The following is a 26,983-nucleotide window of genomic DNA, read 5'->3' as shown; positions in this document are numbered from 1 at the left end:
GAGTTGGCTGTGCCTGCATACCGCCCGGAGGGGATCCCGGAGACCGTCCGGCTCTGGTCCCTCACCGAAGACACCTTGCTGGAGGCGGGCGACGACGACACCCTCGTCGCGATCACCTGGTGGGGCGAGTACGAGCTGGCCGACGTCCCCGGGCCGGTCCGCGAGTCGCTGGGCCGGATGGCGCTCGGGCCGATCTCGATGGGCAACCTCGCGACGTCGGCGGGCGGGGCCGCCGAGGCCGGGGCGGGCACGCTGCGCAAGGTCCTCAACCAGCTGTCCGGCTCGGTCGTGCACTCGCTGGCGCTCAACGACGGCCGCGGGCCGCTGCTGTCGGCCATCCCGGTGACCCAGGCGCCGGTCTTCCCGGCCGACGCGGTGCCGCCCGGCAGGCTGATCAAGCTGTCGCGGTACTCGGCGATGCGCCCGGACGACGGCGGGCTGCTGCTGGAGTCGCCCCGCGCCCGGTACCGCGTCGCGCTGCTGCGCCCGCCCGCGGTGACCGTGGCGTCGTCGCTGGCCGGGCCGGTGACCGTCGCCCAGGTCGCCGAGGTTTCGGGGCTGGCCGAGCGGGTCGTGGCCGACGTCGTGGCGTTCCTGGTGGCCGCGGGCGTGGTGCTGGTGGCCGACGCCTGGGCCGAGTTCGCCGAAGACACCGACACCGACCTGGCCGTCTGGTCGCCCGACGACCTGATGTTCCACGCCCGCAGCCGGACCTGGCTGAAGGGCGGCCCGCCGGACCCGGAAGCGCACCGCGCGGGCGCCGAGCCGCCGGTGGTCAAGCAGATCACCGCCGGCCCGACCTTCCCGCTGCACCGCCCCGATCCCGGGGTGCTCAAGGCGACCGACCCGACGCTGGCCACGCTGCTCGAACACGACCACACGTGCCCCGAGGTCACCGAACGCGCGCTGTCCGCCGAGCAGGTGGGGGAGTTCCTGTTCCGCGCCGCGCGGGTGCGGTCGATCGGGCCGGCGTACCTGCCCGGCGGGCCCGGGCACGAGGCGTCGCAGCGGCCGTACTTCAGCGTCGCGTGCCTGTACGAGCTCGAGATCTACGTCGGGATCAACCGGTGCGCGGACCTCGCGCGGGGGATCTACCACTACGACCCGCTGTGGCACACGCTGACGCTGATCAACGACGACCTCGGCGTCCTGGACGGCATGCTGGACCTGGCGATGATCGGGGCGGGCAGCCACCGCCGCCCGTCGGTGCTGCTGACGATGACCGCGCGGATGTCGCGGATCGCGTGGGTGCTCGGCAGTGCCGCGTACGCGACGACGCTGGTGCACGTCGGCGCGCTGCAGCAGGTGCTCTACCTGGCGGCGAAGGCGATGGGACTCGCCGCGCACGCGGTGCCGGTCGACGCCGGCGACCGGGTGGACCGTTCGCTGAAGCTGGAGTGGCCCGCCGAGGTCAGCGTCGGGGAGTGCGTGCTCGATTTCCCCCTCGGTAACGCGACCGGCTGAGCGGACGACGCCTCTGCCGTGACCGTTCTCCCTGTTACCTTTGTGGCACTGGGGTGCGGGTGAGGTGGGAGGCGCCGTGGCATATCCGGTTCGGCTCCTCGGACGATTCCGGGTGCGGGTCGCTGCGCCGGCGCGCGAGGAGGCCGGGCGGCCGGACTTCCACGCGCTCGTCGCGGCCGGGCCCGCGGCGGCCGCCGCAGCCGTCGCGCTCATGGCGTCGCTGCCCGTCCTGGCCGAACGGCAGTCCTGGGTTTCGTGGCTGCTCGCGCTGTCCGGTGCCGCGGCGCTGGCGGGGGTGCACCTGGCCGCGTTCACCCGCATCCGCCGTCCTGGCCTGGCGCTGGGCGTGCAGGCGCTGCTGGCGTACCTGCCGATGCTGCAGCTGGGCGCCTTGTGGAGCACCGCGGGCGGGTTCTTCGCCGGGGGTCTGCTGCTGGCGGTCCGGCCGGCCAGGGCACTGCCCGCGGCCGGTCTCGTGTGCGTCGCGGCGGGGCTCGTCTCGGCCCGGGGGACCGCTTCGGCCGACGCCGGGTTCGCGGCCGTGGCGTCCGTCGGGGTCGCCGCGCTGGTGCTGTTCGGGACGGGCGCGGCGGCGCGGCTGATCGCCGAGCGCGAGGAGGAGCGCCGCGAACTGAAGCGGCGGGCGATCGCCGAAGAACGCAAGCGGTTCTCCCGCGACGTCCACGATCTGCTCGGTCTCAGCCTTTCGGCCATCACCCTCAAAGGTGAACTCGTCGACCGGTTGGTGATCGGCCAGCCGGGGCGTGCCAAGGAGGAGCTGGCCGAGCTGCTGACGATGTCGAGGCGCGCGCTGGCCGACGTCCGCACGGTCGCGGCGGGCTACCGGGAGCTGTCGCTGGACGACGAGTGCCGCGCCGCGGCGGCCGTGCTGAGCGCGGCCGGGATCCGCGTGACGGTCGCCCGTTCGGGTACCGGGAACCTGCCCCCGGAGGTGGCGACCGCGCTGGCGGCGGTGCTGCGCGAAGGGGTGACGAACGTGGTGCGGCACAGCACGGCGAGCTGGTGCGCGTTCTCGGTGAGCAAGGAGGACGGGACGGCCTGGCTGGAGATCGTCAACGACGGCGCGGGCGGCGCCGCGGGCGGCGGCCCGGGGTCGGGCTCGGGGCTGCGCAACCTCGTCGACCGGGTGGAGTCACTGGGCGGAACGCTGGCGACGGAGACCGGGCCGGACGCAACCCACCGGCTCCTGGCGGCGGTTCCGGTGAGCTGCGACGAAGTGCGCCGGCACCGGACGCGGGACGAACTGACGGCGTAAGCGCTTTCCGGCCGGGGTTTCCCGGGCGGTGCGGCGTGTTCGAGGCGGGCGACACGCGTGTGTGGACGGTCGGCTCGCGTGCCTGGAGGGTCGGTTTGCGTACCTGGGCGGTCGGTTCGCGTGCCTGGAGGGTCGGTTCGCGTGTCTGGAGGGTCGGTTCGCGTGTCTGGAGGGTCGACACGTGTGATTGGACGGACGACACGCGTGCCTGGGGGGACGACACGCCGTGTGGAGGGGCTAGAGCCACTCTGCTTCGGTGGCGATGCGGATCGCGTGGACCCGGTTGCGGGCGTTGAGCTTCGTGACCACCGCGGCCAGGTAGTTGCGGACCGTGCCGGCCGACAGGAACAGCTCCGCCGCGATGTCGGCCACGTTGCGTCCTCGCGCCGCCAGCGACAGGATTTCGATTTCGCGCGGGGTCAGCGGGCAGTCGTCGGTCTCCCAGGCGGCCAGCGCCAGCTCGCTGTCGATCACCCGGCGGCCGATCGCGACCGAGCGCACCGCGTTCGCCAGCTTGTCCGACGGCGAGTCCTTGAGCAGGAAGCCGTTGACCTTCGCGTCCAGCGCGCGGCGGACCGTGCCCGGCCGGCCGAGGCTGGTCAGGATCAGGGTGTGGACGCCGGGGAGGCTCTCGTGGATCTCCATCGCCGCCGACAGCCCGTCCTTGCCCGGCAGGTCGATGTCGATGACCGCGACGTCCGGCTGGGCCGCCTTCGCGGCCGGCAGGATCTGGTCGCCGGTGGAGACCTCGGCGACCACCTCGATGTCCGATTCGAGGTTGAGCAGGGCGACCAGGGCGCCGCGGACCATGTGCATGTCCTCGGCCAGCAACACCTTGATCACGACGGTACCTCGCACCCCAGTTCGTTGACTCCCGCCCCAATTGTACGCCATTGCCCCGCCCCACCGGTGTTTCGAAGAAGCGCACCCGGGAATGGCCGCGAATTCTCCGACCGCGCGCGGCGAGTCCGCCGCCTTCCCGGCTGGGCCGAATGGCTGCCGGGAACGTGAACCTGGTGAGTCCGCCGTCCGTGGATTAACGGACGGCGGACTCGGCGTGCGGGAATTGCACGCTCAGACCGCCACCGGGCGGGCCACCGCGGGCTGGCGCAGGTCCGGCAGGGCCAGCAGGACCGGCGGGTCGAAGCCGTGCCGCGGCCGCAGCCGGACGTCGGCCAGGCTCGCCGTGACGCCCTGGTGCACGGTCACCGGGCCGGTCAGGCCGGTGTAGGGCCGCAGGGTGTGGTTGTCGACCTCGCCGCAGCCGTAGGCGTAGGTGAGCACGTACCACGAGCCGAGCGGAACGTCTGCCAGTGCATACGGCCCGGGGCCGGGCAGGACGGCGAACCGGGCCGGCGCGCCCTCGGCGATCCGGGCGGCGAACAACCCCACGAACACCGGCCCGACCTGCGCCGATGGTGCGACGCGCAGCTGGCCGCGCACGGTCGTCCCGGACCCCGGCCGGGTCTGCCGGTCGGCGACCCGGGGGGCCATGCCGCGCAGCTGCCGGTACCCCGACGGCGAGACGCCGACGCTGCCGCTGAAGCGGGCGCTGAACGTGCCGACGCTGTTGTAGCCGACCTGGTGGCTGATGTCGGCCACCGAGATGGCCGTCGTCGCGAGCAGGCGCTTGGCCTCCGCGAGCCGCAGGGCCGAGAGGAACCGGCCCGGCGAGAGCCCGGTGGCCCGCAGGAACACCCGGGTGAAGTGGAACTTGCTGAACATGGCGGCGCGGGCGAGGTCGTCGATCGTGAGCCGCTCGCCCAGGTTGTCTCGCATGGTCACGATGGCGCGTGCCACGGCTTGCCGGACGATCTCATCCATGGTGGCCGTCCCTCCCGGTCGACAAAGCCGCCCGGGCGTCTTCCCGGTGAAGGCGCCTTCGGTGCGGGGATGTGATTTCGTCCAAAACTGTAGATCGGCGGGCGTCTACTTCTTAAGTGCTCTGTGCACCGGTCCGGATGGATTTCACCGGTCCTGGACATGCGTTTTGCACATCGGGTGTGAACCGGGTCCCGGCCGGGAACTCCGGCCATGAGCGCATGTGCGTTTCTCATACCCGCGGTGACGGGTGGAATGCGCACGACAGCGCACAGTGACGGAAATGCTGTGATTCGCGGGTGCCCGACGTTCTCGTTAGCCCGTTCGGACTCTTTGTCGAAACCGCACGGACCATGTGTAAACCACAGCGCGCCGGTGATGCGGGCACTGGCTGATGCTGCGTCGGTTGGCGACGATTTATGGCACGTGAAGCATTCATCTTCGCCACTGGGAGCAGAACATGTCCGCACAGATTTCCGCCAACGTCCGCGCCCTTTTCGCCGATTTCGAGATCGAGTTCGAAAAGACGGGAACGGACCTCGTGATCGACCGTTTCGAGCACTGGAGCATCGACGCTTCCGTGGGTGCCGGCCAGCCGCGCCGGGGCACCTGCTTCTGCCAGGTCGACGTCCTCGAAGCGGCTTGATGCGCGTTTGCGCAGTTCTCGACGTCGCGAGCCGGTCGCGGCGGGCGCCCAGTGCGCCCGCGGGGGCCGGCTCGTCGCGTGTGGTGGGCCGGAAAGGTCCACAAGCGACCTGGCCGGAAAATTTCCGACACGGGTGCTGGGAACTCAGGTTCAGCCGTGACGGCTGGTAGCCGCTCAGGTGCGAGTAGGCATTTTTGACCTGGTCCTATCCCGTGCATGTGCATTTCGCGGCATCCCCGCATAAGTGGTGCCCGAATGGTGCAACCGATTCGTCAAGCAGAATGTTTAACTGAGCTTCTGGGGAATCGTGAGTTCGGAGGCACCCGTGATCAGAGTGCTGGTGGCCGAGGACATGCACATCGTGCGGGGAGCACTGGTGGCGCTGCTTCGGCTCGAGCCCGACATCGACGTGGTCGCCGAGGTCGCCTCCGGCCTCGAGATCCTGCCCGCCGCGCGCGCCAAGCAGGCCCAGGTGGCCGTCATCGACATCGACCTGCCCGGCAAGGACGGCCTCACCGCGGCCGGTGAGCTGCACGCACAGCTGCCGGGGTGCCGGACCCTCATCCTGACCAGCCTGGGCCGTCCCGGGACGCTCAGGCGCGCTCTGGACGCCAAGGTGGGCGGTTTCCTGCTCAAGGACGCGCCGCCCGACAAGCTCGCCAACGCCGTGCGCGGCGTGCTGGCCGGCCGCCGCATGGTCGACGGCGACCTGGCGCTGGCCGCCTGGGACACCGTCGACTGCCCGCTGACCGCCCGGGAGATGGACGTGCTGCGGATGACCGCGCAGGGGTACGGGACGGTCGAAGTCGCGGCCCGGCTGTACCTTTCCGCCGGGACAGTACGGAACTATCTCACCACCGTGGTCGCGAAGCTCAACGCCCGCAACCGGGTCGACGCCATCCGCATCGCCGAGGAGTCGGGCTGGCTGTGACCGCCCGAATGGTCCGGACCATGCGGTCTGGACCAGTATCGGTGGGCGTTCAGGCCGGGACGACCGCGCGCAGCCGGAACCGGCCGTCCGGCTCCACCCCCGCGGTGAGCTCGCCGCCGAGGTCCGCGACCCGGTAGGAGAGGTTACCGATCCCGCTGCCGGGCGAGGTGTCCCGGTTGCCCGCGACGGCCGGTGCGGGCAGCACCACCGGCACCCGCGCGGCGGACCGGTCGCCGTTGCGCTCGACGCCGTCGTTGATGATGTCGAGGCAGATCCCGCCGTCGGTGCGCCGCATCGCGATCTCGCAGCTTTCGACTTTACTGTGCCGCAACACGTTCGTGACGCCTTCGCGCAGGACGACGGCCAGCACCGTGCGCACCGGCGTCGGCAGGTCGTCCCCGAGCATCTCCATGCGCACCCGGACGTCGGCGGCCACCAGCACGGACTTCGCGGTGCGGGACTCGCTGTCGAGCGACAGCTCGCGGTAACCGCTGGCCACGGACCGGACGTCGGACAGGGCCTGCCGGGTCAGGCCGAGGACCTCGGTCAGCTCCTCGGCCGCGCGGTCGCGGTCCAGCGGCAGCACCCGGGCGGTCAGCTCGCTCTTCAGCGCGATCGCGGACAGGCTCATGCCGAGCAGGTCGTGCAGGTCGCGGGCGAACCGCAGCCGCTCCTCGGCCAGCGCCATCTCGGCCAGCCGCCGCCGGGTGGCGGCGAGCTCGGTGACCAGCCGGACCAGCCACAGGAGCCCGAACACGGCCAGGCTCGTCATCACGGTCGCGGCGGTGTAGAAGACCGTGGCCGTGATGTTCGCACCCGACAGCCGCTCGATTTCGGCGTAGGCGGCGATGTTGAGGGCGAAGAACACCCAGCCCGCGACGGGCGGCAGGACCAGCAGCGCGGTGCCGACCAGCAGCCCGGGCAGGCTGACCCACCGGGGGCCGAGCGGCAGCAGCGGGAGGTAGATCAGGCAGGCCTGGACCAGGAGCATCCCGTAGCTCTGGGCGGAGCGCAGCTGGGTCGAGGGTCGGTTGAAGTACGAGAACTGCAGGGCCAGCAACGCCACGATCGAGCCGACGACCAGCGCGATCTCCCACGGCCGGGGGGTCAGCTGCAGCAGGTGCGCCGCCGCGCCGATGCCCATCAGCACCATGATGACCGGCAGCAGGCGGCGGATCTCCTTCGACGCGCTCTCCGACCGCTCCTCGGTGTCGTGCGCGGCGGAGGCGCCCGGCCCGTCGGGCAGCGGGACCTCGACGCGCAGCCGGAACCGGCCGTCCGCGCCGGCCTGCGCGGTCGCCGAGCCACCGACCGCCGCGACCTCCTCGGGCAGGACCGTCAGCGCGCTGCCCGGGGCGAGCGCCGGATCGCCCGCCGTCACGCCGTCGTTGACGATTTCGAGGACGACCTTGCCGTCCTGGTGGCGGACGTCGATCTCGCAGTGTTCGACGTCGCTGTAGCGCAGGACGTTCGTGACGCCCTCGCGCAGCACCTTGGCCAGCAGCGTGCGCACCTGGACCGGCAGGTCGCCCTGGTCGAGGTGGATCCGGACGGCGATCTCGGACGCCGAAAGCAGCGACTCGGCCGTGCGCGACTCCTTCTCCAGCGAGAGCTCGCGGTAGCCGTGGGACACCGCGCGGACGTCGGAGAGGGTGCGCTGCGCGGTGGCGGTGATCTCGCCGAGCACGCCCTTGGCGCGCTCGGCGGACTTGCGCATCAGGCGGGACACCAGCTCGCCCTTGAGCGCGATCGCGGACAGGCTCAGCCCGAGCAGGTCGTGCAGGTCGCGGGCGAAGGCCAGCCGCTGTTCGGCGACCGCGCGCTGGGCCAGTTCGGTGCGGGCCGCGTGCAACTCGTGGACCATCCGCGCGAGCCGGGACAGCAGGTAGAAGACCAGGACGTAGAAGAGGGTGCCGAACGTGTTGTAGATCGTCGTCGTCGGCTTGGCGTCGAACACCTGGTAGACCCCGACGGTGCTGACCACGATCGCGCCCACCGCCGCCCAGCCGTAGCGCGGGGGCAGGATCAGGAGCGCGGCGCTGCCGACGTAGACGAGCATGCTGGCCCACAGCAGGCCGAAGGTCAGCATCGGCACGTAGGCGAGCACGACCATGACGGCGAACAGCACCCGGCTGGTCGTGGCGTCGAGCCGGGCGGACGGGCGGCTGAACCACAGCAGCTGGATCGCCAGCAGCGCGGCGGCGGCCACGACGGCGTACCCGGCCTGCAGGAAGTCGACCGACTCGGGCAGCACACTGACGACGCCGATCACGCTGAACCCGGTGATGACCACGACGATGATGGCCGCGGCGAGGTACGCGGCGAGCCGCGGGCGCCGGTCCGCGGCGGTGGTGCCGCGCGGCTCGGCGGTGACGGACAGCTCCGCGGCCGGCTCGAGCGCGGCGACCGGAGACATCGGTGTGGACCCCCCAGGACTTCGGCGGTGGCCGGAGCGCCCCAGGTGGCCCGGCCGGGCCGCGGTGTGCGTTGTGCTGCCGACCGATCCTAACCCACCCGAGCTGCGTTTCCTTGCGCCGAAAAGACGTGGTGCGGGGGCGCGGGAGGACGGCACGACGGCGGCGGGGGCGCGGCTCAGCGCCGGCCGGGCGCGGACCCGGCGCGGTCCGGGACGCCGAGCAGGCTCAGGAAGTCCAGCCGGGACAGCGCGACCGACCCGGTGTGCAGCACGGAACCGTGCTCGTCGCTGAAAAAGCTGAGCGCCGACTCGAGGTCGTCCCGGAACTCGCCGCTCCCGGTTTCCGGCAGGCGCCGCGACACCGGGAAGTCCGCGGTGAACGCGCGGCCCGCCGAGTACGTGGCCAGGTCCGCGCCGAAGTGGCGGCGGTACCGCGCGAGCTTGGCGTAGGGCGCGCGCGAAACCAGCACCAGGCGCAGGTCCGGATCGTGCAGCGCGGCGGCGATGTCGGCGGCGGGCACGTCGTCGAACGGGCCGCTGTGGCCGGGCATCGTGTGGTGCACCGCGAGCCGACGGTGCCCGTCGAAGAGGTCGGCCAGCGAAATCCGCCCCTGCGGGCCCTCGAACGGGTACTTCGCCGCGGTGACGGCCCGGGGCCGGTCCAGCTCCGGCACGGTCAGCTTCGTCATGGCTCGCCCTCCCTGGGTGTGTTCCCCCGAACGGAGTGTGGCCCGCGCGCCGGGGCCGGCCCAGTGTTCCCGCGGGGAACCGCAAGCTGGGAGACGCGCCGGCCATGATCGCCCGGGTCCGCCCCTCGGCGTGCCGCGGTGCGGGCCGGACCTTAGGCTCTGCGGTCATGGCACGCTATTTCGACCTGCACCCGGAGAACCCGCAGCGCCGGTCGCTGGGCCAGATCGTCGAGATCCTCCGCGGCGACGGGCTGATCGCCTACCCGACCGACTCGTGCTTCGCGCTCGGGTGCCGGCCGGGCAACCGCGACGGGCTCGACCGCATCCGCACCATCCGCAAGCTGGACCACCGCCACCACTTCACGCTGGTGTGCCAGGACTTCGCCCAGCTGGGTCAGTTCGTCCACATCGACAACGCGGTGTTCCGCGCGATCAAGGCGTCGACCCCCGGCAGCTACACGTTCATCCTGCCCGCCACCAAGGAGGTGCCGCGGCGGCTGATGCACGAGAAGAAGAAGACGGTCGGCGTGCGCATCCCCGACCACCGCGTCACCCAGGCGCTGCTGGCCGAACTCGGCGAGCCGCTGCTGTCGAGCACGCTGCTGCTGCCCGGCGAGGGCGAGCCGATGACGCAGGGCTGGGAGATCAAGGAGGAGCTGGACCACCAGCTCGACGCGGTGCTGGACTCCGGCGACTGCGGCGTCGAGCCGACGACGGTCGTCGACTTCTCCTCCGGGGAACCGGAGATCCTGCGCGTCGGCGCGGGCGATCCCACGCCGTTCGAGTGACGCCGGCCGCTGCCGCTTGACGGATCCCCGGCCCGCTCGTGCGGCGCCGCGATCCCGGCGGAGTCGTGTCGCGCGACCGCCCTCCCGGCCCGGCGGTCCCGCCTCGACCACCGCGACCGGATTCGGCTGTCTTGAATGAGTCATTCAGGTCTTGAGAGGTCCTGAATGACTCATTCAAGACAGTGGATCCGGTCGGGCGCGCGAGAGAACCGGCTCGCCGAGGCCGGGTGACGGAGGAGCGCCCGTCAGACCGCCGGGTTCTCCAGCAGTTCCAGCCATTCGGCGGTGTGCCCGCCGCTGAACGTGAGGGCGAGGTCCTCGGCGTCGCGCCGGCTGGTCACCAGGAGACAGAAGTCCTCCGCGGGGCCCGCGACGCGGTCGGCGGCCTCTTCCGGCCCGAAGTCCCACTGCGTCCCGGACGGTGCCCGCAGCTCGAACCGGAACGGCCCGGGCGGGGTCCGCCCGTGTCGGCGGTAAGCGCGGTCGCGGGTCCGGACGCCGTAGTACGCGACGTGCCCGATGGCGTCGTCGCGCCGGGGGCGGATGCCGAGTGCGTCGGCGATGTCCTGGCCGCAGGCGAACAGCTCGGTCAGCGCGGCCGCGGCGAGCACCGACGGGCGCAGCGGGCCGTCGCTCCACGGCAGCTCCGGCTTCGCGGGAGCCGCCGCGAGCAGGGCGTTCGCCTTCCGCTGCTCGATCAGCCAGGTCAGGATCGCCTCGTCGAGCGAGTCGTAGGAGATCTGCGGGGTGACGCCGAAGGCACCCGGGTTCTCGGCGCTGAGCCGGACCAGCCGCGCGGTCGACGTCAGCCGGGCGAAGTGCGCGGTGACGCCGGGCCCGGAGCCGGCCCCGTGGCGCTCCGCCAGCTCGGCCAGCGCCTCGGTTTCGGTCTGCAGGTCCGTGAACACGTCGGCCATGGGTGCCAACCTCCTGGGTCCGGGACTGCCCGGATCCAGGCTGGCAGCCGGCCCGGTGGCGGCTCCACTCCGCGCTTGCGAGGTACCGGTCGGCTATGTTCATGCCACCGACGATGGGAGCGACGGGCGTGAAGTACCTGCTGGCGATGTACCTCAACCCCGACGTGATGGCGAACCTGTCCCAGCAGGACATGGACACCATCATGGCCGGGCACCAGGACTTCATCCGCACGATCCGGGAGTCCGGCGAGATGATCGGCACGCAGGCGCTCGCGCCGGTCGCCGACGCCAGCGTGGTGCGGGTGCGCGGGGGCCTGCCCGCCGTCACCGACGGCCCCTTCCTGGAGTCGAAGGAGTTCCTGGCCGGCTACTACCTCGTGGAGTGCGCGAGCAAGGACCGCGCGGTCGAGCTCGCCGCGATGATCCCGGACGCGGCCTTCGACGGCCTGGGCATCGAGGTGCGCGAGGTCGTCTTCTTCGCCGACGCCGAATCCGAGATCCCCGGTTCGTGAGGTGACCGCGCCCGCCCCGGTCGCCGAGGTCCTGCGCCCGCTGGTGCCGCAGGTGCTCGGCGTGCTGGTGCGCCGGTACGGCCAGTTCGACGCGTGCGAGGACGCCGTCCAGGAGGCCCTGCTGGCGGCCAGCGAGCAGTGGCCGGCCGAAGGCGTGCCGGACAGCCCGCGCAGCTGGCTGGTCACGGTGGCGACCCGCCGGCTCACCGACCACTGGCGCAGCGAAAGCGCGCGTCGGCGGCGTGAAGAGTCGGTGGCCGTGCGAGAACCGGTGGCCGTCCCCGGGCCCGACGAGGAGCAGCCCGCCGGCTCCGACGACACGCTGAAGCTGCTGTTCCTGTGCTGCCACCCCGCGGTGTCGCCGTCTTCGCAGGTCGCGCTGACGCTGCGGGCGGTCGGCGGCCTGACCACGGCGCAGATCGCGAGCGCGTTCCTGGTGCCCGAGGCGACGATGACGCGGCGCATCACCCGCGCGAAGGAGAGCATCGCCGCGGCCGGGTCGACGTTCAGCGAGCCGTCGCCGGCCGACTTCGGCGACCGGCTGCGCGTCGTCCTGCAGGTGCTGTACCTGATCTTCAACGAGGGGTACACGGCGACGTCGGGGGAGAACCTGGTCCGCGACGAGCTCGCGGCGGAGGCCATCCGGCTGACCCGCGCGGTGCACGCGCTGATCCCGGACGAGGGCGAGGTGGCGGCGCTGCTGGCGTTGATGCTGCTGACCGACGCGCGGCGCGAGGCCCGCACGGGCCCGGACGGCGAGCTGGTGCCGCTGCCGGAGCAGGACCGCACCCGCTGGGACGCGGCGATGATCACCGAGGGCGAAGCGCTGGTGGACGCGACGATCGGCCACGCGGCGCTCGGGCCGTACCAGGTCCAGGCGGCGATCGCGGCGCTGCACGCGACCGCGCCCAGCACGGAGGAGACGGACTGGGCGCAGATCGTCGAGCTGTACCGCGTGCTGCAGACGCTGATGCCGAGCCCGGTGGTGACGATCAACCAGGCGGTGGCGGTGGCCCAGGCCTCGGGACCGGCCCGCGGACTGGAGTTGTTGGACACAGTGGACGCAAAGCTCGACGTGGGCCGCCGGCTGGACGCGGTCCGGGCGCATTTGCTGGAGCTGGCGGGGGATTTGGCGGGTGCGCGGGAGTTTTACCTGCGTGCGGCTGAGAGGACGGCGAGTTTGCCGGAGCGGCGGTATTTGGTGGAGCGGGCCGGGCGGATCGCGCCGGGGGCGGACTCCGCGCGGAACTGAGCCCGGCGCGGGTGCCGGACCGGCTGCGTAGGCAAGAGAACCGCTTCGCCGGACCGAGCCGGACCCGCGCACGGCTGAGCGCAGCCGGAACGGGGCTCGGCGCAGATGCCGGGCCAGCTGCGCAGGCAAGAAACCGCTTGGTCGGGCGGGGATCGCGCGGGGGCCGACGCCGTGCGGAACTGAGCCCGGCGCAGGTGCCGGACCGGCTGCTTAGGCAAGAAACCGTGTGGCCGCGCGGAACTGAACCCGCGCACGGCTGAACGGAGGCCCGCCCGGGGTGAACCGGGCGGGCCGGGAACTCAGCGGACCACGATGCCCGACGGGGGTTCCGGGGCCGCCGGGATGTGGAACAGGCGAGCCAGCAGGTCGAGGTCGGCCAGGTCGCCCTCGATCGAGAGCTTGCCGCTGCGGACCGCCTCCGCTGCGGACACGTGGCCGCTCATCAGGTCCAGCATCACCGCGCCGTTGCTCACCTTGACCACCAGGTCCGCGCCGGCGAAACGGCCCTCGCCCACCTTGACCGCGCCGTCCTCGACCAGTGCGTGGATGATCATGCGGTCGTCGTAGCGGATCTCGTAGTTGATCTGGACGCCCTCGGCCACGTCGCCGCGGAACGTCGTGTACAGCGACAGGATCGCCGAATCCAGCGTGAAGACGTCGTCCGGTCCCGGCTGGTGCAGGGAACGCGCGCCCCACAGGCCCAGGTCGAGCAGGACCTGGTCGAGCTCGCTGCCGTACTGGGTCAGCTCGTAGACCAGGCCCGCCTCGAGCTCGGCGCGGACGCGGCGGCGGAGCACGCCGGTCGCCTCGAGCTCGTTGAGGCGGGACGACAGGATGGACGGCGGGATCTTCGGCAGGCCGGCCTGCAGCTCGTCGTAGCGCTTCGGGCCGAGCACCAGGTCGCGGACGATCAGCAGCGACCAGCGCTCGCCGATGATCTCGAGAGCGCGGGCGAGGCCGCAGAACTGACCGTAGGCGCGGGTGTTGGGAGCGGGCATCGGGCTTCCTCACTTCTTTCTCGGGCGATGCGGTGGAACCCGGCCGAAGCCGGTGAAGCGGTGGTCAGCGGTGATCCCCTTCGGAGATCAGCTCGCGGTGCAGGACCTGGAGGTCGTCACACGGTTCGACGCCCAGCTCGCCGGCCAGCCGCGACCGGAGCCTGCGGTAGACGGCCATCGCGTCGGACCGCCGTCCGCTGCGGCCGAGCACGCGCATCAGCTGGCCGTGCAGCGCTTCGTCCAGCGGGCTGCCGGTGGCCAGCGAACGCAGCTCGCCGATCAGCTCGCGGTGCTTGCCGCTGACGATCTCCGCTTCGATCCGCAGGTGCAGCACGCTGCGCCGCTGCTCGAGCAGCTCGGTGCGGTAGGCCGACAGAATCGGTCCACAGTGGACGTTCGCGAGCGGCGGGCCGGACCAGAGGTCGAGCGCCGCGCGGTAGGCGTCGGCCGCCGCGGCGTGGTCGCCGGCGTCCTGGTGCTCGTGGCCGAGCTGCCGCAGCCGGACGAACCGGTGGGTGTCCACCCGGGCCGGGTCGATGTAGAAGGCGTAGCCGGACTGCTTGGTGGCCAGCATCTTCTCGCCGTCGGCGGCCAGGCCGTTCTGGTCGATGCACCGGCGCAGGTGGTACACGTAGGTGTGCAGCGTCGTGCGCACCGTCCGGGGCGGGTTGTCCGACCACAGCTCCCGGATGAGGGTGTCGATGTGCACCATGCGGCCCGGGCGCATCACGAGCACGGCGAGCAGCTGGAGCACCTTGGGCGTGGTCGGCGCGTAGTCGACCCCGCCCCGCAGCACTTCCAGCGGGCCCAGGACGGTGAACGTCACTTCACCGTCGTCCGGCGCGTCCGGTCGCGGCAGTTCGGAGTACATGGCAGGCCTCCAGCGTCATCAATGCGTCCTCGCGCTCCCCAGTGGTGCTGCGCGGGTCGGGGGACAGCCGACTCCGGGCTCGTATCCGAATGTGACAGAGCGTCGCCCCGGCGACCAGTGAGCCACCCATCAGAGTCAACGTGCGTTTACCCCGTGGCCCCGTGCGTTGCGCAGGTCCGGCTCATGCGTTCCGCACCGTCCGCCATCCGGCCCAACCTGCGCTTGCGCGCTCGGCGGTGTCGCCGGAACGGACCAGGCGCGGCCCCGGCGGGACCGTCGCGGGCCACGCGGGCGGACGGAACGCACCCCGGGACCGTGCGTTCCGCATGGACTGTCCGGTGTGGATTTCCCATCGGCGCGTGCCCGGTACCCGACCGGGTGCGTTTCGCCCGGTTCTCCTCCATCGCCCGTCGATCGACCTCTAAGGCACGGCGTCTTCCCTGACACCAGGAGAACTGCCATCAGGGGAAATCAGAGGTTGGACGGATGATGTTGCGGTCTATAGCCGCTGTCGGACACGACAGCGAATTCGACGATCCGCCCCGGGTACCGGCCCTGGAGCGGGTGGAGAAGTCGGTCCGGCCCGCGGTGCTGCAGGCCATCTCGTCGATCCAGGAACGGTACTTCGAGCCGATCACGCTCGCGGACCTGGCGTCCGAGGTGTTCGTCAGCCGGTTCCACTTCTCCCGGATCTTCGCGGACGCCACCGGGGTGACGCCCGGCCGGTTCCTCACCGCCGTGCGCCTGTTCGAGGCGAAGCGGCTGCTGCTGACGACGTCGCTGAACGTGTCCGACATCGTGTGCAGCGTCGGCTACAGCAGCGTCGGCACCTTCACCAGCCGGTTCTCGCGGGCCGTCGGGATGACGCCGACGCAGTACCGCGAGCCGCAGGTCGCCGAGCTGCTCGTGGCGATTTCGCCGACGTTCCAGCGGCTTCCGTCGCTGCGCGTGCTGCGCGCGGCCGGGCGCAGCTGCGCCTCGCTGCAGACCGGCACGGGCGTGCTGTCGATGCGGCTGGACATGCCCCGCGGCTCGGCGCCCGCCGACACGCTCGTCGGGCTCTTCGCCGACCCGGTGCCCCAGTGCGGCCCGGTCGCCTTCGGCGGCATGGCCGGCATGAGCTCCGGCGAGCTGACCATCCACGGCGTGCCCGCCGGGCGGTGGACGGCGATCGCGGTCGCGCAGCACCAGCCGGGCGCGCCCGGACCGCGGTTCTCGATCGGCTACGCGGCCGTGAACGTGGCGCCGTTCGGGCAGTCCACCGGCCGGGTGGGCCTGCGCGCGCCGGCCACGACCGACGCGCCGATCGCGATCACCCTGGCGTCGAAGCAGTCGCCGTTCACCCAGCGCATGCTCGCCGCCCAGCGGCCGCACCTGCGCGCCGTCGCCTGATCCCCTGACGAGCAAAGGACAAGAGCAGATGTCCACCTTGATCGGAGTCCTGCGCAAGCGGGCTCTCGCTCCTTCACTGGCTTCGGTCGGGTTCGCCGAGCGCGGCTTCCCGGTCACCCACACCGACGCGACGGCCCGGCTGGAGGCGGTGCCGCAGGCGGTCGTGTGCGGGTTCGAATGGGCCATCGAAGGCGCGTCGCTGTGGGAGATCGAGCGCCGGCTGGCGCTGGTCGAACCCGAGCAGCGCGGGTTCGCCTACGAGGGCGCGACGATGGGCTACACCATCCTCGACGCCATGCCGGGCGGCGGCCGCGACCGCACCCGCGCGCTGCTGGAGGGGCCGGGGCGCCCGCACATCTTCCTGACCTACATCGGGATCGGCTTCGCGATGGCGCGGCTGCCGCGTCCACTGTGGAAGAACATCCTGCCCGAGCTGTCCGGGGTGGCCTACCACCCGGTGATGAGCTGGCTCGCCGTCGACGGCTACGGCTTCGACCGCGCCTACTTCGACACGAAGAAGTGGGTCGACGAGCAGGCCGACCCGCAGCCGTACCCGTGGGCGGGCCGCCCGGAGTACTTCGGCCGGGCGTTCGACCAGGGCGTCGGCCGGGCATTGTGGTTCATCAACGGCGGGAACCCGGACGCCGTCGCCAAGGCGGTCGTGCGCTTCGCCGAGCACCGCCGCGCGGACCTGTGGAGCGGGGTCGGGCTGGCCGCGACGTTCGCCGGCGGCAGCGACCAGCGCGGGCTGGGCCGGCTGCGCCGGGCGGCCGGCGAGCACTACGACGAGCTGGCGCTGGGCGTGGTGTTCGCGGTGAAGGCGCGGACGTACTCCGAGTACGTGCCCGCCCACACCCACCTCGCCGCCGGCGTGCTCACCGACCTTTCCGTGCAGGGCGCGCAGAACCTCGCGGACCGCACCGAACGCGCCGACGGCGACGACGGGCCGCAGCCGCCGTACGAGCTGTGGCGGCAGCGGATCCGCGCCGAGTTCGGCCAGGCCGCCCAGCGGCGCGCCGGCTGAACCGCACGGTCGAAAGTGCGCTGCCGTGATCGCGGGCAACCGCGGAGTAGAGCGCTGACCAGCCAATCTGTGACCGTAGAGGCGAAGAAACCAGTCGACCCTAAGGGGGAGAGTGCGGTGGGCAATGGTTGGCGAACGCTCAGACGCCGCGTCCTGACACCTGATGTCTCGGAGACCTCGCTGGAGAAGCGGGGCTTCCACCGGAAGAGCCCAGCCGCTCAAGAACGACTCGAGACGATCGGGGAGAGGTTCCTCCTCGGGTACGCGCACGCCGTCGAAGCGAAGTCGGTCGAGCAGGCCGAAGAGTGGCTCGACCGCATCACCCCGCAGTTCCGCGGCTTCGCCTACGAAGGCGCGGGAATGGGGTACGGCGTCCTCGACGGGCTGCCGTTCGGCAAGAGCACGAACATCGCCGAGTTCCTGGCCGGCCCGGGCGAGAAGCACGACTACATCATCTACGTCGGGGTCGGCTGGGCCATGTGCCGGCTCCCGCGGTTCGCGTGGCCCAAGCCCGCGGCCTTCGACCCGCTGCTGCGCTGGCTGGTGCTCGACGGCTACGGCTTCCACCAGGCGTACTTCAAGACCGGCAAGTACATCCGGCAGCAGTACCAGGACCGGACCTTCTCCTGGCCGGACCGGCGCTACGACGGCTACGCGCTGCGGGCCATCGACCAGGGCATCGGCCGGGCGCTGTGGTTCATCAACGGCACCGACGTCTCCCTGGTGGCCAAGGCGATCGAGGAGTTCCCCGAGTCGCGCCACGGCGACCTGTACGCCGGGGTCGGGCTGGCCTCGACCTACGCGTGCGGCGTTACCGCCGACGAGCTGGCGGAACTGGTCGACCGGGCCGGGATCCACCACGGCCAGCTGGCCCAGGGGAGCGCCTTCGCCGCCGAGTGCCGGGTGCGCTCGGGCCTGATGATCCCGGAGACCGAGATGGCGGCCCGGGCGATCTGCGGCCTGTCCGCCGAGCGGGCCGCGGCGATCACCCAGGAGGTCCGCCCGGCCGTCGTCGTCGACGGCGACGACGTGCCGGCGTTCGAAACCTGGCGGCAGCGGATCGCCGAAGAAGTGCTGACCCACGGAGGGAAGAAGAAATGACCGCGACCTTGGGCTGGCTGCGCAAGCAGCTGGCGGGCATCGTGGCGCTGGTGCTGATCCTCGGCCTCTACACGGTCGCGCAGCTGCCCCGCGTCGACGCCGCCGAACAGAACACGATGGCGAGCCAGTTCCACTTCACCCCGATGACGATCGCGTTGCCCGCGGCCAAGAAGTCGCAGTCGATCCGGACGGTGAACAAGGAGTACGAGCACATCTCCGCGTGGATCTCCTCGGTCGGCGCCGCGATCGCGCTCAACGACATCAGCGGCAGCGGCAAGGCCAACGACCTCTGCCTGGTGGACCCGCGCAGCGACCAGGTCGTCATCACGCCGGCGCCGGACTCGGGCCCGCGCTACGCGCCCTTCGCGCTCGACCCCGCCCCGGCGCTGCCGACGTGGGACTACATGGCGCCGATGGGCTGCGTCCCCGGTGACTACAACGAGGACGGCCGCACCGACATCCTGGCCTACTACTGGGGCCGGGCCCCGGTGGTGTTCCTGCAGAAGTCGACCGCGACGAAGTTCGACGCCTCGGCGTTCCAGCCGACCGAGCTCGTGCCGGGCAACCACCGCGGCGCGGACGGCAAGTACAGCGGCCCGCTGTGGAACACCGACTCCGTCACCATCGGCGACTTCGACGGCGACGGGCACGTCGACGTCTTCGTCGGCAACTACTTCCCGGACAGCAAGGTCCTGGACCCGACCGCCGACGGCGGCATCACGCTGAACCAGTCGATGTCGCACGCGACGAACTCGGGTGGCAAGTTCATCTTCCGCTGGACCGGCGCCACGTCCGGGGCGAACCCGAGCGCCCACTTCATCGACGCCTCCCAGGGCATTCCGGAAAGCGCGCGCCTCGGCTGGACGCTGGCCTCCAGCGCGACCGACGTCGACGGCGACAACCTGCCGGAGCTCTACATCGCCAACGACTTCGGGCACGACCACCTGCTGTACAACAAGTCCACGCCGGGCCACATCGAGCTCGCCGAGGTCACCGGGGTCCGCGGCATCACCGACCCGAAGTCGAAGGTGCTGGGGCACGACTCCTTCAAGGGGATGGGCGTCGACTTCGGCGACCTGAACCACGACGGCCTCTACGACCTGTTCGTCAGCAACATCACCACGTCGTGGGGCATCGAAGAGTCGAACTACCAGTTCATGAACACCGCGAAGAACGCCCAGGACCTGCGCAGCCAGCTGAACGACGGTGTCGCGCCGTTCGAGGACGTGAGCGGCTCGACCGGCACGGCCTGGTCCGGCTGGGGCTGGGACGTCAAGATCCAGGACTTCAACAACAGCGGCGAGAACCAGATCGCGCAGGCGACCGGGTTCGTCAAGGGCCAGGTCAACCGCTGGCCGAACCTGCAGGAGCTGGCCACGGCCAACGACGGCCTGCTGTCCAACCCGTTCTGGTGGCCGAACGCCCGCGCCGGGGACGACATCGGTGGCGACCAGACGTTCCACTTCTTCGTGAAGAGCCCGGAGGGCCGCTACACCGACCTCGGCCCGCAGCTGGGCCTGGCGGTGCCGACCCCGACCCGCGGGATCGCCGTCGGCGACACCGACGGGGACGGCCTGCCCGAGTTCGCGGTGGCGCGGCAGTGGGAGCAGCCGATCTTCTACCACAACGACAGCCCGAACCCGGGCAAGTACCTGCAGCTGAAGCTGACCACCGACGCCCCGGTGGCGCCCGGCCCGCTGCCCGCGGCCGGCGTGCCCGCGATCGGCGCCCAGGTCACCGTGACGACTTCGGACGGCAAGAAGTACCTCGGCCGGGTCGACGGCAGCAGCGGGGAGGCCGGCCGGCGCAGCTTCGACATCCAGATCGGCCTCGGCCACGACGTCAGCGGCCCGCTCGGCGTGCACCTGCAGTGGCGGGACCGGACCGGGCAGCTGCGGACGCAGGACCTGAAGCTCGAACCCGGCTGCCACATGTACCAGCTCGGCACCACGGCCAAGGAAGAGATGTGACGGCATGGCCACCCCGACTCTGACCACAGTGGACACCGCGCCGCCGAAACGGACCAACAAGGTCATCACCGCGCTGCGCCGCTTCGCGATCTCGATCACGGTCTTCAACATCCTCGGCTACACGATCCTCGGCTTCGAACAGCCGTGGCTGTACCCGTTCATCGCCCTGGCGACCGCGTACACCACCGAGATCCTGCTCGAGATCATCAACGCCAAGGTGACCCAGCGCAGCGTCCGGTTCAAGGGCAACGGCTTCAAGGGGCTGGTGGAGTTCCTGCTGCCGGCGCACATCACCGGCCTCGCGCTGAACATGCTGACCTACGTCAACGACCGGGTCCTCGTGATGATCTTCGGGGTGGTCGTGGCGGTCGGCGCCAAGTGGGTCCTGCAGGCGCCGGTGTACGGCCGCATGCGGCACTACATGAACCCGTCGAACTTCGGCATCACGATCATCCTGCTGTTCTTCCCGTGGGCCAGCATCGCCCCGCCGTACCACTTCAGCGAGCAGATCGCGACCTGGGGCGGCTGGCTGATCGTCGCGATCATCCTGATCTCGGGCACGGTGCTCAACGCGCTGCTGACCAACCGGATGTTCCTGATCGCGGGCTGGCTGAGCTTCTTCGTGATCCAGGCCTTCGTCCGCGGCTGGCTCTTCGGCACGTCCATCCCGGGCGCGCTGGCGATGGGCACCGGGATCGCGTTCGTGCTCTACACGAACTACATGGTGACCGACCCGGGCACGTCGCCGTCGAAGAAGGGCTCGCAGTTCGCCTTCGGCGCCGGCGTGGCCCTCGCGTACGGCTTCTTCACGGCCGTGCACGTGTCGTACGGGCTGTTCCTGGCCACCGCGACCGTGTGCCTGATCCGCGGGGCCTTCCTGTGGGGCCTGCACTTCTCGAACAAGGCGCGGATCCAGTTCGAGGCCGACCAGGCCACGCAGAAGGCGAAGCTCGAGCTCGCTCCGTCGGTCGAAACCGCGGGCGACGACGAGAAGCCGGGAGCCGTCGCGGCATGACCGGTCCGCAGCAGGAAGCCCGGGCGGCGCGCACCGCGCCGCCCGGGCCGCCGCGCCGGGCGACGTTCCGGTTGTTGAAGCAGCTCTTCACCGACCGGCTCGCGCTCATGGGCGACAACGCCGAGACCTACGGCGACGTCGTCCGCATCGCCATCGGCCCCAAGGCGATGTACCTGGTGAACCACCCCGACCTCGCCAAGCACGTCCTCGCGGACAACGCCGCGAACTACCACAAGGGCATCGGCCTGCAGGAGGCCCGCCGCGCCCTCGGCGACGGCCTGCTGACCAGTGACGGCGACACGTGGAAGACCCAGCGCCGGACCATCCAGCCGGTGTTCCAGCCCAAGCGGATCTCACGCCAGGCCGCGGTCGTGGCGTCCGAAGTGGACACCTTGATCCAGCGGCTGGCCGCTCACGAGGGGCCGGTCGAGATCCTGCACGAGATGACCGGCCTGACGCTGGGCGTGCTCGGCAAGACGCTGCTGGACGCCGAACTCGGCGGCTACGAAACGCTGGGCCACTCGTTCGAGGCCGTGCAGGACCAGGCCATGTTCGAGGCGGTCACGCTGAGCATGGTCCCGCAGTGGGTGCCGCTGAAGAAGCAGGTGGAGTTCCGGACCGCGCGCGAGGACCTGCGCCGGATCGCCGACGAGCTCGTCGAGCAGCGGCTGGCGAACCCGGTCGAGAACGGCGAAGACGTGCTGTCGCGGCTGATCGCGTCCGGCTCGGCGGAGGGCTCGTCGCGGGAACGGATGCGCGACGAGCTGATCACCCTGCTGCTGGCCGGGCACGAGACCACGGCGAGCACGCTCGGCTGGGCGTTCCACCTGGTCGACGAGCACCCCGAGGTGGCCGAGCGGCTGCACGCCGAAGCCGTCGAGGTGCTGGGCGACCGGCTGCCCGAGTACGAGGACCTGCGGAAGCTGACCTACACCGTGGCGGTGGTCGAAGAGGTCATGCGGATGTACCCGCCGGTCTGGCTGCTGCCGCGGATCGCCCAGGCCGACGACGAGATCGGCGGGTACCACGTGCCGGCCGGCTCCGACGTCGTCGTCGTGCCCTACACGCTGCACCGGAACCCGGAGTTCTGGACCGACCCGGAGCGGTTCGACCCGGGCCGGTTCGACCCGGCCAACCCGGCCGGGCGGCCGCCGCGGTACGCCTACCTGCCGTTCGGTGCGGGGCCGAGGTTCTGCATCGGCAACAGCCTCGGGGTGATGGAGGCGGTGTTCGTGCTCGCCATGGCGGCGCGGGACCTGGAGCTGCGCAAGGTTCCGGGCAAGGTCGTCGAACCCGAGGCGATGCTGTCGCTGCGGGTGCGCGGCGGGCTGCCGATGACCGTGCACCGCCGCGAGCGGCGGCGGAGTGCCGAAGCGGCCTGAAGCCGATCTCTACTGTGGACATTCGACGAGGAGGTAGGCCGGTGCAACCCGAGGCCACCGAAGAAGAACGCGTCAAGAACATGACCCTCGAGGCCTACGCGGACACGATCGTGCCGGGGGAGAAGCGGTTCCCCGAGGACCGCGCGATCGCCGGGGCCGCGCCCGGCCCCGGGTCGGTGGTGGCGGGCGCGCTCGAGCTGCTGAACTTCGACGCGACCGGCGTCACGGCCGGGCTGCCCTACCTCGCGCAGTCGCTCAACGACCACGCGAAGACCTACGCGGGCGAGGTGGCGCTGGAGCTCGACCACGACGTCCCGCCGTTCGTCGCGCTGCCCTACGAGCACCGCCGCGAACTGGTGCGCCGGCTGACGACGCCCGGCCACCCGGAGAAGGACGGCTGGGTCAGCCTCGCGCTGTTCTGCAACATGGCCTACGACAGCGCCCCGCACCTGCACACCGCCGACGCCATCCGCGACGGGCACCCGGGCCTGCTCGCCTTGGGGTACAAGGCACCCGACGCGGACGGGTTCTGGCGGTTCCCGAAGTACGGCTACGGCCGCAAGCTGGCCGAGCTCCACCCGGACACGACGCCATCGGGGAGCCCCGCATGACTGCCATCGACCAGACCGACGTCGTCATCGTCGGCAGCGGATTCGGCGGGTCCATCCCCGCGTACCACCTCGCCGCGGGCGGGGCGAAGGTGACGGTCCTCGAACGCGGGCCGTGGCTGGCCGCCGCCGACTTCGAGCACGACTACCTGCTCGGCTCGTCCTACACGCGGGCGTTCGACTTCGTCGTCGGCGACGGGATGAGCGTCCTGGGCGGCAACTGCGTCGGCGGCGGCAGCGTGGTGTACTTCGCCGCGATGCCGCGGGCGCCGAAGTTCGTCTTCGAGCGCCACGGCAGCATCGGGCGCCGGATGTGGCCGTCGGTCCTCACGCGCGACTCCCTGGAGCCGTGGTACGACCGGATCGACGAGTCGATCCCGGTGTCCAAACAGGACTGGAGCGACGTCTCCTACGCGGGTGGCCTGTGGGCCGCGGCGTGCCACCACTCCGGGCGCACGGCGAACCCGGCGCCGGTGGCCGTGGACAACGACACCTGCGTCAACTGCAACTTCATGATGGCCGGCTGCAAGTTCGACGCCAAGCGGTCGATGCTGACGAACTACCTGCCCGCCGCGCTTGCGCACGGCGCCGAGATCCGGCCGCTGCACGAGGTCCAGCGCCTCGAGCGGACCGAGGACGGCGGCTACCGCGTCCACTTCGACCTGATCGACGAAGAGGACTACCGGGTGCACACCGGCACCGGCGTGATCGAGGCGAAGGTCGTCATCATCGCCGCGGGCGCCGGCGCGACGCCGGTGATCCTGCAGCGCTCGGAGGCCACGCTCGGCACCATGCCGCACGGCGTCGGCCGGTACTTCTCCGGCAACGGCGAGCGGCTCAACACCGCGATCATCGACGAGGACCGCGTCCGCGAGGTGCTCGGACTGTCGCGTGAGGACGGTCCGGTGTACTCGGCCAACCACATCGGCAAGGGCCCGACCGTCGCGAACTGGGACAAGCTCGACGGCTCGCTGCCGGAGTACGAGCGGTTCTCGCTGGAGCAGCTGTACTTCCCGCCCGGGCTGGGCACCATCCTCGCCCAGGTGCCCGGCGGCGAGGAGCCGCGCTGGTACGGGGCCCAGAAGAAGGAGATCCTCAACCAGTGGGCCAACTGGCTGACGATCTTCCTGATGACCGAGGACGACAACGAGGGCGTCTTCGGCACCCCGCCGCCCACCGGCAATGCATACCGGATCTCGCAGCAGATGCTCGGGCGCGGTTCGCTGCGCTACGACCCGACGCCGAACACGCGCCGCGGCTGGGCGCTGGCGGACGCCGACTGCAAGGCGATCATCGAGAAGGACGGCCTGGCGAAGGTCGCGCCGTGGACCAACGACGTCGTCGGCGCGTACACCGTGCACCCGCTGGCGTCGTGCCGGATCGGGGACGACGCGGCGACGTCCGCGCTGCACCCGAACCACGAGCTGCGCAACCACCCCGGCATCTTCGTCACCGACAGCGCGTCGGTGCCGGGCGCGCTGACGGTGAACCCGGCGATGACCATCGCCGCGCTCGCCGAACGGTCGATCCCGGGCATCGTCCGGGCGTTGCAGGCACGGGACGTCGACGTCAAGTACGGCGCCCCGGCGCCGGACGGCTCGATCACCGGCCGCCGGGCGGTGTCCAAACTGGACCTGGTCGCCGGCAACTGATGCACGGGTACATCGAACTCGCGCTCCTGGGTTCCTGGGAGCGCGAGTTCGCCGGTTCACGAGGAGGAACGATGGCACCCGGACTGGTGCGGTTCGCCCTGCGGCGGACGCTGCGGGACGTGAAGTACGTCGAGGCCGTGCGGCCGCGGCGGGCGCGAGGGCTCGTGCGGGACGTCTACCGGCAGGTGGAGCGCGACTTCGGGATGCTCGCCCCGCCCGTCGCGCTGCACTCGCCCGCGCCGGAGGTGCTCGCCGCGGTGTGGCTGATGCTGCGGGAGTCGCTGGTCGCGGGCGGGGCGGCGAGCCGGGCCGACAAGGAGGTCGTCGCGGCCACGGTGTCGGCGGCGAACTCGTGCCCGTACTGCGTCGAGGTGCACGGCATGGCGCTCGCCTCGCTGGGCGAACCGGCCGCCGCCGCGGCCATCGAGGCGGGCGACGCCGGGGCCATCCCGGACCGGGACACGCGGGCACTGGTGGCGTGGGCGATGGGCGACGGCCCGCTGCCCGCGGACGTCCCCGCGGGCACCGCCGCCGAGTTCACCGCCGTGGCCGTGGCGTTCCACTACCTGAACCGGGTGGTGAGCGTGTTCCTCGACCAGTCCCCGCTGCCCGAGGCGGTCCCGCCGGCGGCCCGGGAGAAGGCCAAGGCGGTCCTGGGGTACTTCCTGAAGCCGGGGCCGCCGCCACCGGCCGGGACGAGCCTTCCGCTGCTGCCTGCCGCCGCCACCGACGGGCCGGGCTGGGCACCGGCGGGCGGGACCCTGGGCGACGCCTTCGCGCGCGCCGCGGCGGCGATCGAGGCCGCCGGGGAACGCTCGGTGCCGCCCCGCGTGCGGGACCTCGTCCGCCGGGAAGTCAAGGCCTGGGACGGGAACCCGCCCGGATTGAGCCGCGCGTGGGCCGAGCCGGTGCTCGCCGAGCTGCCCGAGGGCGAACGCGCGGCCGGCCGGCTGGCGCTGCTCACGGCCAAGGCGCCCTACCAGGTGGGGCCCGCCGACGTCCGTCCGGAAAGGACGGACGATCGCGGGCTGGTGGAGCTGGTGTCGTGGGCGGCTCTCACCGCGGCCGTGGCGGCCGGTGAGCGGCTTTCCCTCCGCCCGCGAAGAGAAGACTCCCCAGGTCGGCGCGGGTGATGATCGAGAGGTCGGATCGCCCGCCGGGGCGCGCAGCACCGGGACACACCGAACCTGACCCGGTCCGTGCCGCCGCCCCGGCGGTCCCGATCCGGCCAGTCGGCGGTCGCCGCGAGGAGTGGTCCCTTACCCCGCCCTCCTCGCGGCGGCCACCGGCCCACGAGACGACGTCGCACCGGTGAGAGGACAGAACAGGTGACTGACACCACGCGCGTGATCGCCGACCTGACCGCGGATGCCGCCGAGGTGGACGCCCTCGTCGCCGGCCTTCCCGAGGCGGGGTGGGACACCCCGACCCCGGCGCCGGGCTGGGCGGTCCGGCACCAGATCGCGCACCTCGCGTTCATCTTCCGGATCGCCGGCCTCTCGGCCGCGCAGCCGGAAGCGTTCGTCCAGATGACCAAGGCCGTCGCGTCCGTCGGCTTCGAGAACGCCGTAGAAGGCGCGCTGCAGGAGTTCATCCACGACCCGGCCGAGGTGCTGCTGACCCGCTGGCGCGCCGAGCGCGACGCGGGCATCAAGGCGCTGGCGGCCGTCCCCGGCGACCAGCTGGTGCCGTGGCTGGTGAACCCGCTGCCGCCGTACGTGCTCGCCTGCGCCGGGATGATGGAGCTGTTCGGCCACGGCCAGGACGTCGCCGACGCGCTCGGCGTGCGCCCGGTGCGCACCGACCGGATCAAGCACCTCGTCGGCTTCGCCGTGCGCGTCCGGGACTTCGGCTACGAGGCGCGGAACCTGACGCCGCCCGCGGAGGAGTTCCGCTACGAGCTCACCGCGCCCTCGGGCGCGCTCTGGACGTTCGGGCCCGCCGACGCGACCCAGGTGGTCAGCGGCAGCGCCGAGGACTTCTGCCTGCTCGTCACCCGGCGGCGGCACCGCTACGACCTCGACATCCGGGCGAAGGGCACGCTGGCGGACCAGTGGCTCGACATCGCCCAGGCCTACCGCGGGCCGGCCGGCCAGGGCCGCCGTCCCGGCCAGTTCGACGCCTGAATAGTCCTAAGTAGACAGTGTGGTGTCCTTGTCCCAGCGTGCTGACGTGCGGCCCGGGGCAGGGAGAAAGAAGACGGTCCGGACGGCCCGGGAGATGCTGGACCGCACGGCCGGGCGAACCGGGCGTACCGG

Annotated in this window: 24 protein-coding genes; 17 read left to right on the top strand and 7 right to left on the bottom strand. The window is 71.6% G+C overall.

Annotated elements, in window-relative coordinates; all coding sequences use genetic code 11:
• Nucleotides 1–9 precede the first annotated feature (9 nt).
• Both QSK39_RS28550 and QSK39_RS28545 read left to right on the top strand, forming a co-directional pair.
• Complete coding sequence (locus tag QSK39_RS28550) at nt 10–1,464, top strand: SagB/ThcOx family dehydrogenase (protein ID WP_285480880.1); 1,455 nt, start codon at nt 10–12, stop codon at nt 1,462–1,464.
• 112 nt (nt 1,465–1,576) lie between these two features.
• The gene (locus QSK39_RS28545; RefSeq protein ID WP_285480879.1) at nt 1,577–2,740 is read left to right on the top strand and encodes a sensor histidine kinase; all 1,164 of its coding nucleotides are present in this window, start codon (nt 1,577–1,579) and stop codon (nt 2,738–2,740) included.
• 237 nt (nt 2,741–2,977) lie between these two features.
• Here the strand turns inward: QSK39_RS28545 and QSK39_RS28540 are convergent, their stop codons facing one another.
• Entirely contained in the window at nt 2,978–3,583 is a 606-nt protein-coding gene (locus QSK39_RS28540; protein ID WP_284748730.1) for a response regulator transcription factor, read from the bottom strand.
• Between the two features lie 231 nt (nt 3,584–3,814).
• On the bottom strand, nt 3,815–4,564 hold the full coding sequence (locus QSK39_RS28535) for a helix-turn-helix domain-containing protein (RefSeq protein ID WP_285480878.1): 750 nt from the start codon (nt 4,562–4,564) through the stop codon (nt 3,815–3,817).
• A 457-nt stretch (nt 4,565–5,021) separates the two neighbouring features.
• Here QSK39_RS28535 and QSK39_RS28530 point away from each other — a divergent pair, with 457 nt between their 5' ends.
• Nucleotides 5,022–5,207 carry a hypothetical protein gene (locus QSK39_RS28530; RefSeq protein ID WP_285480877.1) on the top strand — a complete coding sequence of 62 codons (186 nt, stop codon included), beginning with the start codon at nt 5,022–5,024 and terminating at the stop codon, nt 5,205–5,207.
• A gap of 325 nt (nt 5,208–5,532) precedes the next feature.
• On the top strand, nt 5,533–6,138 hold the full coding sequence (locus QSK39_RS28525) for a response regulator transcription factor (protein ID WP_284748733.1): 606 nt from the start codon (nt 5,533–5,535) through the stop codon (nt 6,136–6,138).
• 49 nt (nt 6,139–6,187) lie between these two features.
• Here the strand turns inward: QSK39_RS28525 and QSK39_RS28520 are convergent, their stop codons facing one another.
• Both QSK39_RS28520 and QSK39_RS28515 read right to left on the bottom strand, forming a co-directional pair.
• Entirely contained in the window at nt 6,188–8,554 is a 2,367-nt protein-coding gene (locus tag QSK39_RS28520) for a sensor histidine kinase (protein ID WP_285480876.1), read from the bottom strand.
• 176 nt (nt 8,555–8,730) lie between these two features.
• Nucleotides 8,731–9,243, bottom strand: a complete 513-nt coding sequence (locus QSK39_RS28515) for a DUF899 family protein (RefSeq protein ID WP_285480875.1) — start codon at nt 9,241–9,243, stop codon at nt 8,731–8,733.
• Between the two features lie 167 nt (nt 9,244–9,410).
• On the opposite strand from QSK39_RS28515, the gene QSK39_RS28510 reads away from it, so the two are divergent.
• Nucleotides 9,411–10,031 (top strand): L-threonylcarbamoyladenylate synthase, encoded by a 621-nt coding sequence (locus QSK39_RS28510; protein ID WP_285480874.1) that lies wholly within the window; start codon nt 9,411–9,413, stop codon nt 10,029–10,031.
• A gap of 245 nt (nt 10,032–10,276) precedes the next feature.
• Here the strand turns inward: QSK39_RS28510 and QSK39_RS28505 are convergent, their stop codons facing one another.
• On the bottom strand, nt 10,277–10,948 hold the full coding sequence (locus tag QSK39_RS28505) for a maleylpyruvate isomerase family mycothiol-dependent enzyme (RefSeq protein ID WP_285480873.1): 672 nt from the start codon (nt 10,946–10,948) through the stop codon (nt 10,277–10,279).
• A gap of 128 nt (nt 10,949–11,076) precedes the next feature.
• Here QSK39_RS28505 and QSK39_RS28500 point away from each other — a divergent pair, with 128 nt between their 5' ends.
• Both QSK39_RS28500 and QSK39_RS28495 read left to right on the top strand, forming a co-directional pair.
• Nucleotides 11,077–11,460 (top strand): YciI family protein, encoded by a 384-nt coding sequence (locus tag QSK39_RS28500; RefSeq protein ID WP_285480932.1) that lies wholly within the window; start codon nt 11,077–11,079, stop codon nt 11,458–11,460.
• 1 nt (nt 11,461) lies between these two features.
• Nucleotides 11,462–12,712 carry an RNA polymerase sigma factor gene (locus QSK39_RS28495; RefSeq protein WP_285480872.1) on the top strand — a complete coding sequence of 417 codons (1,251 nt, stop codon included), beginning with the start codon at nt 11,462–11,464 and terminating at the stop codon, nt 12,710–12,712.
• Nucleotides 12,713–13,011: 299 nt separating this feature from the next.
• Here QSK39_RS28495 and QSK39_RS28490 read toward each other — a convergent pair whose 3' ends face one another.
• Nucleotides 13,012–13,710, bottom strand: coding sequence for a winged helix-turn-helix transcriptional regulator (locus QSK39_RS28490; RefSeq protein WP_285480871.1), 699 nt, complete (start codon nt 13,708–13,710; stop codon nt 13,012–13,014).
• 64 nt (nt 13,711–13,774) lie between these two features.
• Nucleotides 13,775–14,581 carry an AfsR/SARP family transcriptional regulator gene (locus QSK39_RS28485; RefSeq protein WP_284748740.1) on the bottom strand — a complete coding sequence of 269 codons (807 nt, stop codon included), beginning with the start codon at nt 14,579–14,581 and terminating at the stop codon, nt 13,775–13,777.
• A 564-nt stretch (nt 14,582–15,145) separates the two neighbouring features.
• Between QSK39_RS28485 and QSK39_RS28480 the strand changes: the two genes are divergently transcribed.
• The 10 genes from QSK39_RS28480 to QSK39_RS28435 all read left to right on the top strand — a co-directional run bounded on the left by QSK39_RS28480 (nt 15,146) and on the right by QSK39_RS28435 (nt 26,851).
• Entirely contained in the window at nt 15,146–15,973 is an 828-nt protein-coding gene (locus QSK39_RS28480; protein WP_285480870.1) for a helix-turn-helix transcriptional regulator, read from the top strand.
• Nucleotides 15,974–16,001: 28 nt separating this feature from the next.
• Nucleotides 16,002–16,997 (top strand): DUF1702 family protein, encoded by a 996-nt coding sequence (locus QSK39_RS28475; RefSeq protein ID WP_285480869.1) that lies wholly within the window; start codon nt 16,002–16,004, stop codon nt 16,995–16,997.
• Between the two features lie 117 nt (nt 16,998–17,114).
• Nucleotides 17,115–18,098, top strand: coding sequence for a DUF1702 family protein (locus tag QSK39_RS28470; protein ID WP_285480868.1), 984 nt, complete (start codon nt 17,115–17,117; stop codon nt 18,096–18,098).
• Entirely contained in the window at nt 18,095–20,068 is a 1,974-nt protein-coding gene (locus QSK39_RS28465; RefSeq protein WP_285480867.1) for a CRTAC1 family protein, read from the top strand. Before QSK39_RS28470 ends, QSK39_RS28465 begins: the two co-directional genes overlap by 4 nt.
• Before the next feature lie 4 nt (nt 20,069–20,072).
• A complete protein-coding gene (locus QSK39_RS28460) occupies nt 20,073–21,083 on the top strand; it encodes an enediyne biosynthesis protein (RefSeq protein ID WP_285480866.1) in 1,011 nt (336 codons plus the stop codon).
• Entirely contained in the window at nt 21,080–22,465 is a 1,386-nt protein-coding gene (locus QSK39_RS28455) for a cytochrome P450 (RefSeq protein WP_285480865.1), read from the top strand. Before QSK39_RS28460 ends, QSK39_RS28455 begins: the two co-directional genes overlap by 4 nt.
• A 41-nt stretch (nt 22,466–22,506) precedes the next feature.
• Nucleotides 22,507–23,076, top strand: a complete 570-nt coding sequence (locus QSK39_RS28450) for a DUF5987 family protein (RefSeq protein WP_284748747.1) — start codon at nt 22,507–22,509, stop codon at nt 23,074–23,076.
• Complete coding sequence (locus QSK39_RS28445) at nt 23,073–24,725, top strand: GMC family oxidoreductase N-terminal domain-containing protein (RefSeq protein WP_285480864.1); 1,653 nt, start codon at nt 23,073–23,075, stop codon at nt 24,723–24,725. The genes QSK39_RS28450 and QSK39_RS28445 overlap by 4 nt, the downstream gene beginning before the upstream one ends.
• A gap of 71 nt (nt 24,726–24,796) precedes the next feature.
• On the top strand, nt 24,797–25,858 hold the full coding sequence (locus QSK39_RS28440; protein ID WP_285480863.1) for a carboxymuconolactone decarboxylase family protein: 1,062 nt from the start codon (nt 24,797–24,799) through the stop codon (nt 25,856–25,858).
• Nucleotides 25,859–26,053: 195 nt separating this feature from the next.
• The gene (locus QSK39_RS28435; protein WP_285480862.1) at nt 26,054–26,851 is read left to right on the top strand and encodes a TIGR03084 family metal-binding protein; all 798 of its coding nucleotides are present in this window, start codon (nt 26,054–26,056) and stop codon (nt 26,849–26,851) included.
• Nucleotides 26,852–26,983: the final 132 nt, after the last annotated feature.

The organism is Amycolatopsis sp. NBRC 101858 (genome assembly GCF_030269325.1).
Taxonomy (GTDB): domain Bacteria; phylum Actinomycetota; class Actinomycetes; order Mycobacteriales; family Pseudonocardiaceae; genus Amycolatopsis; species Amycolatopsis ponsaeliensis.
This window is presented reverse-complemented; position numbering and strand designations above follow the sequence as displayed.

What these genes read in the sequence shown, in the direction of transcription:
- QSK39_RS28535 (WP_285480878.1), bottom strand. Translation starts at nt 4,564, where the DNA reads ATGGATGAGATCGTCCGGCAAGCCGTGGCACGCGCCATCGTGACCATG.
- QSK39_RS28530 (WP_285480877.1), top strand. Translation starts at nt 5,022, where the DNA reads ATGTCCGCACAGATTTCCGCCAACGTCCGCGCCCTTTTCGCCGATTTC.
- QSK39_RS28520 (WP_285480876.1), bottom strand. Translation starts at nt 8,554, where the DNA reads ATGTCTCCGGTCGCCGCGCTCGAGCCGGCCGCGGAGCTGTCCGTCACC.
- QSK39_RS28515 (WP_285480875.1), bottom strand. Translation starts at nt 9,243, where the DNA reads ATGACGAAGCTGACCGTGCCGGAGCTGGACCGGCCCCGGGCCGTCACC.
- QSK39_RS28510 (WP_285480874.1), top strand. Translation starts at nt 9,411, where the DNA reads ATGGCACGCTATTTCGACCTGCACCCGGAGAACCCGCAGCGCCGGTCG.
- QSK39_RS28505 (WP_285480873.1), bottom strand. Translation starts at nt 10,948, where the DNA reads ATGGCCGACGTGTTCACGGACCTGCAGACCGAAACCGAGGCGCTGGCC.
- QSK39_RS28490 (WP_285480871.1), bottom strand. Translation starts at nt 13,710, where the DNA reads ATGCCCGCTCCCAACACCCGCGCCTACGGTCAGTTCTGCGGCCTCGCC.
- QSK39_RS28485 (WP_284748740.1), bottom strand. Translation starts at nt 14,581, where the DNA reads ATGTACTCCGAACTGCCGCGACCGGACGCGCCGGACGACGGTGAAGTG.
- QSK39_RS28475 (WP_285480869.1), top strand. Translation starts at nt 16,002, where the DNA reads ATGTCCACCTTGATCGGAGTCCTGCGCAAGCGGGCTCTCGCTCCTTCA.
- QSK39_RS28465 (WP_285480867.1), top strand. Translation starts at nt 18,095, where the DNA reads ATGACCGCGACCTTGGGCTGGCTGCGCAAGCAGCTGGCGGGCATCGTG.
- QSK39_RS28460 (WP_285480866.1), top strand. Translation starts at nt 20,073, where the DNA reads ATGGCCACCCCGACTCTGACCACAGTGGACACCGCGCCGCCGAAACGG.
- QSK39_RS28455 (WP_285480865.1), top strand. Translation starts at nt 21,080, where the DNA reads ATGACCGGTCCGCAGCAGGAAGCCCGGGCGGCGCGCACCGCGCCGCCC.
- QSK39_RS28445 (WP_285480864.1), top strand. Translation starts at nt 23,073, where the DNA reads ATGACTGCCATCGACCAGACCGACGTCGTCATCGTCGGCAGCGGATTC.
- QSK39_RS28440 (WP_285480863.1), top strand. Translation starts at nt 24,797, where the DNA reads ATGGCACCCGGACTGGTGCGGTTCGCCCTGCGGCGGACGCTGCGGGAC.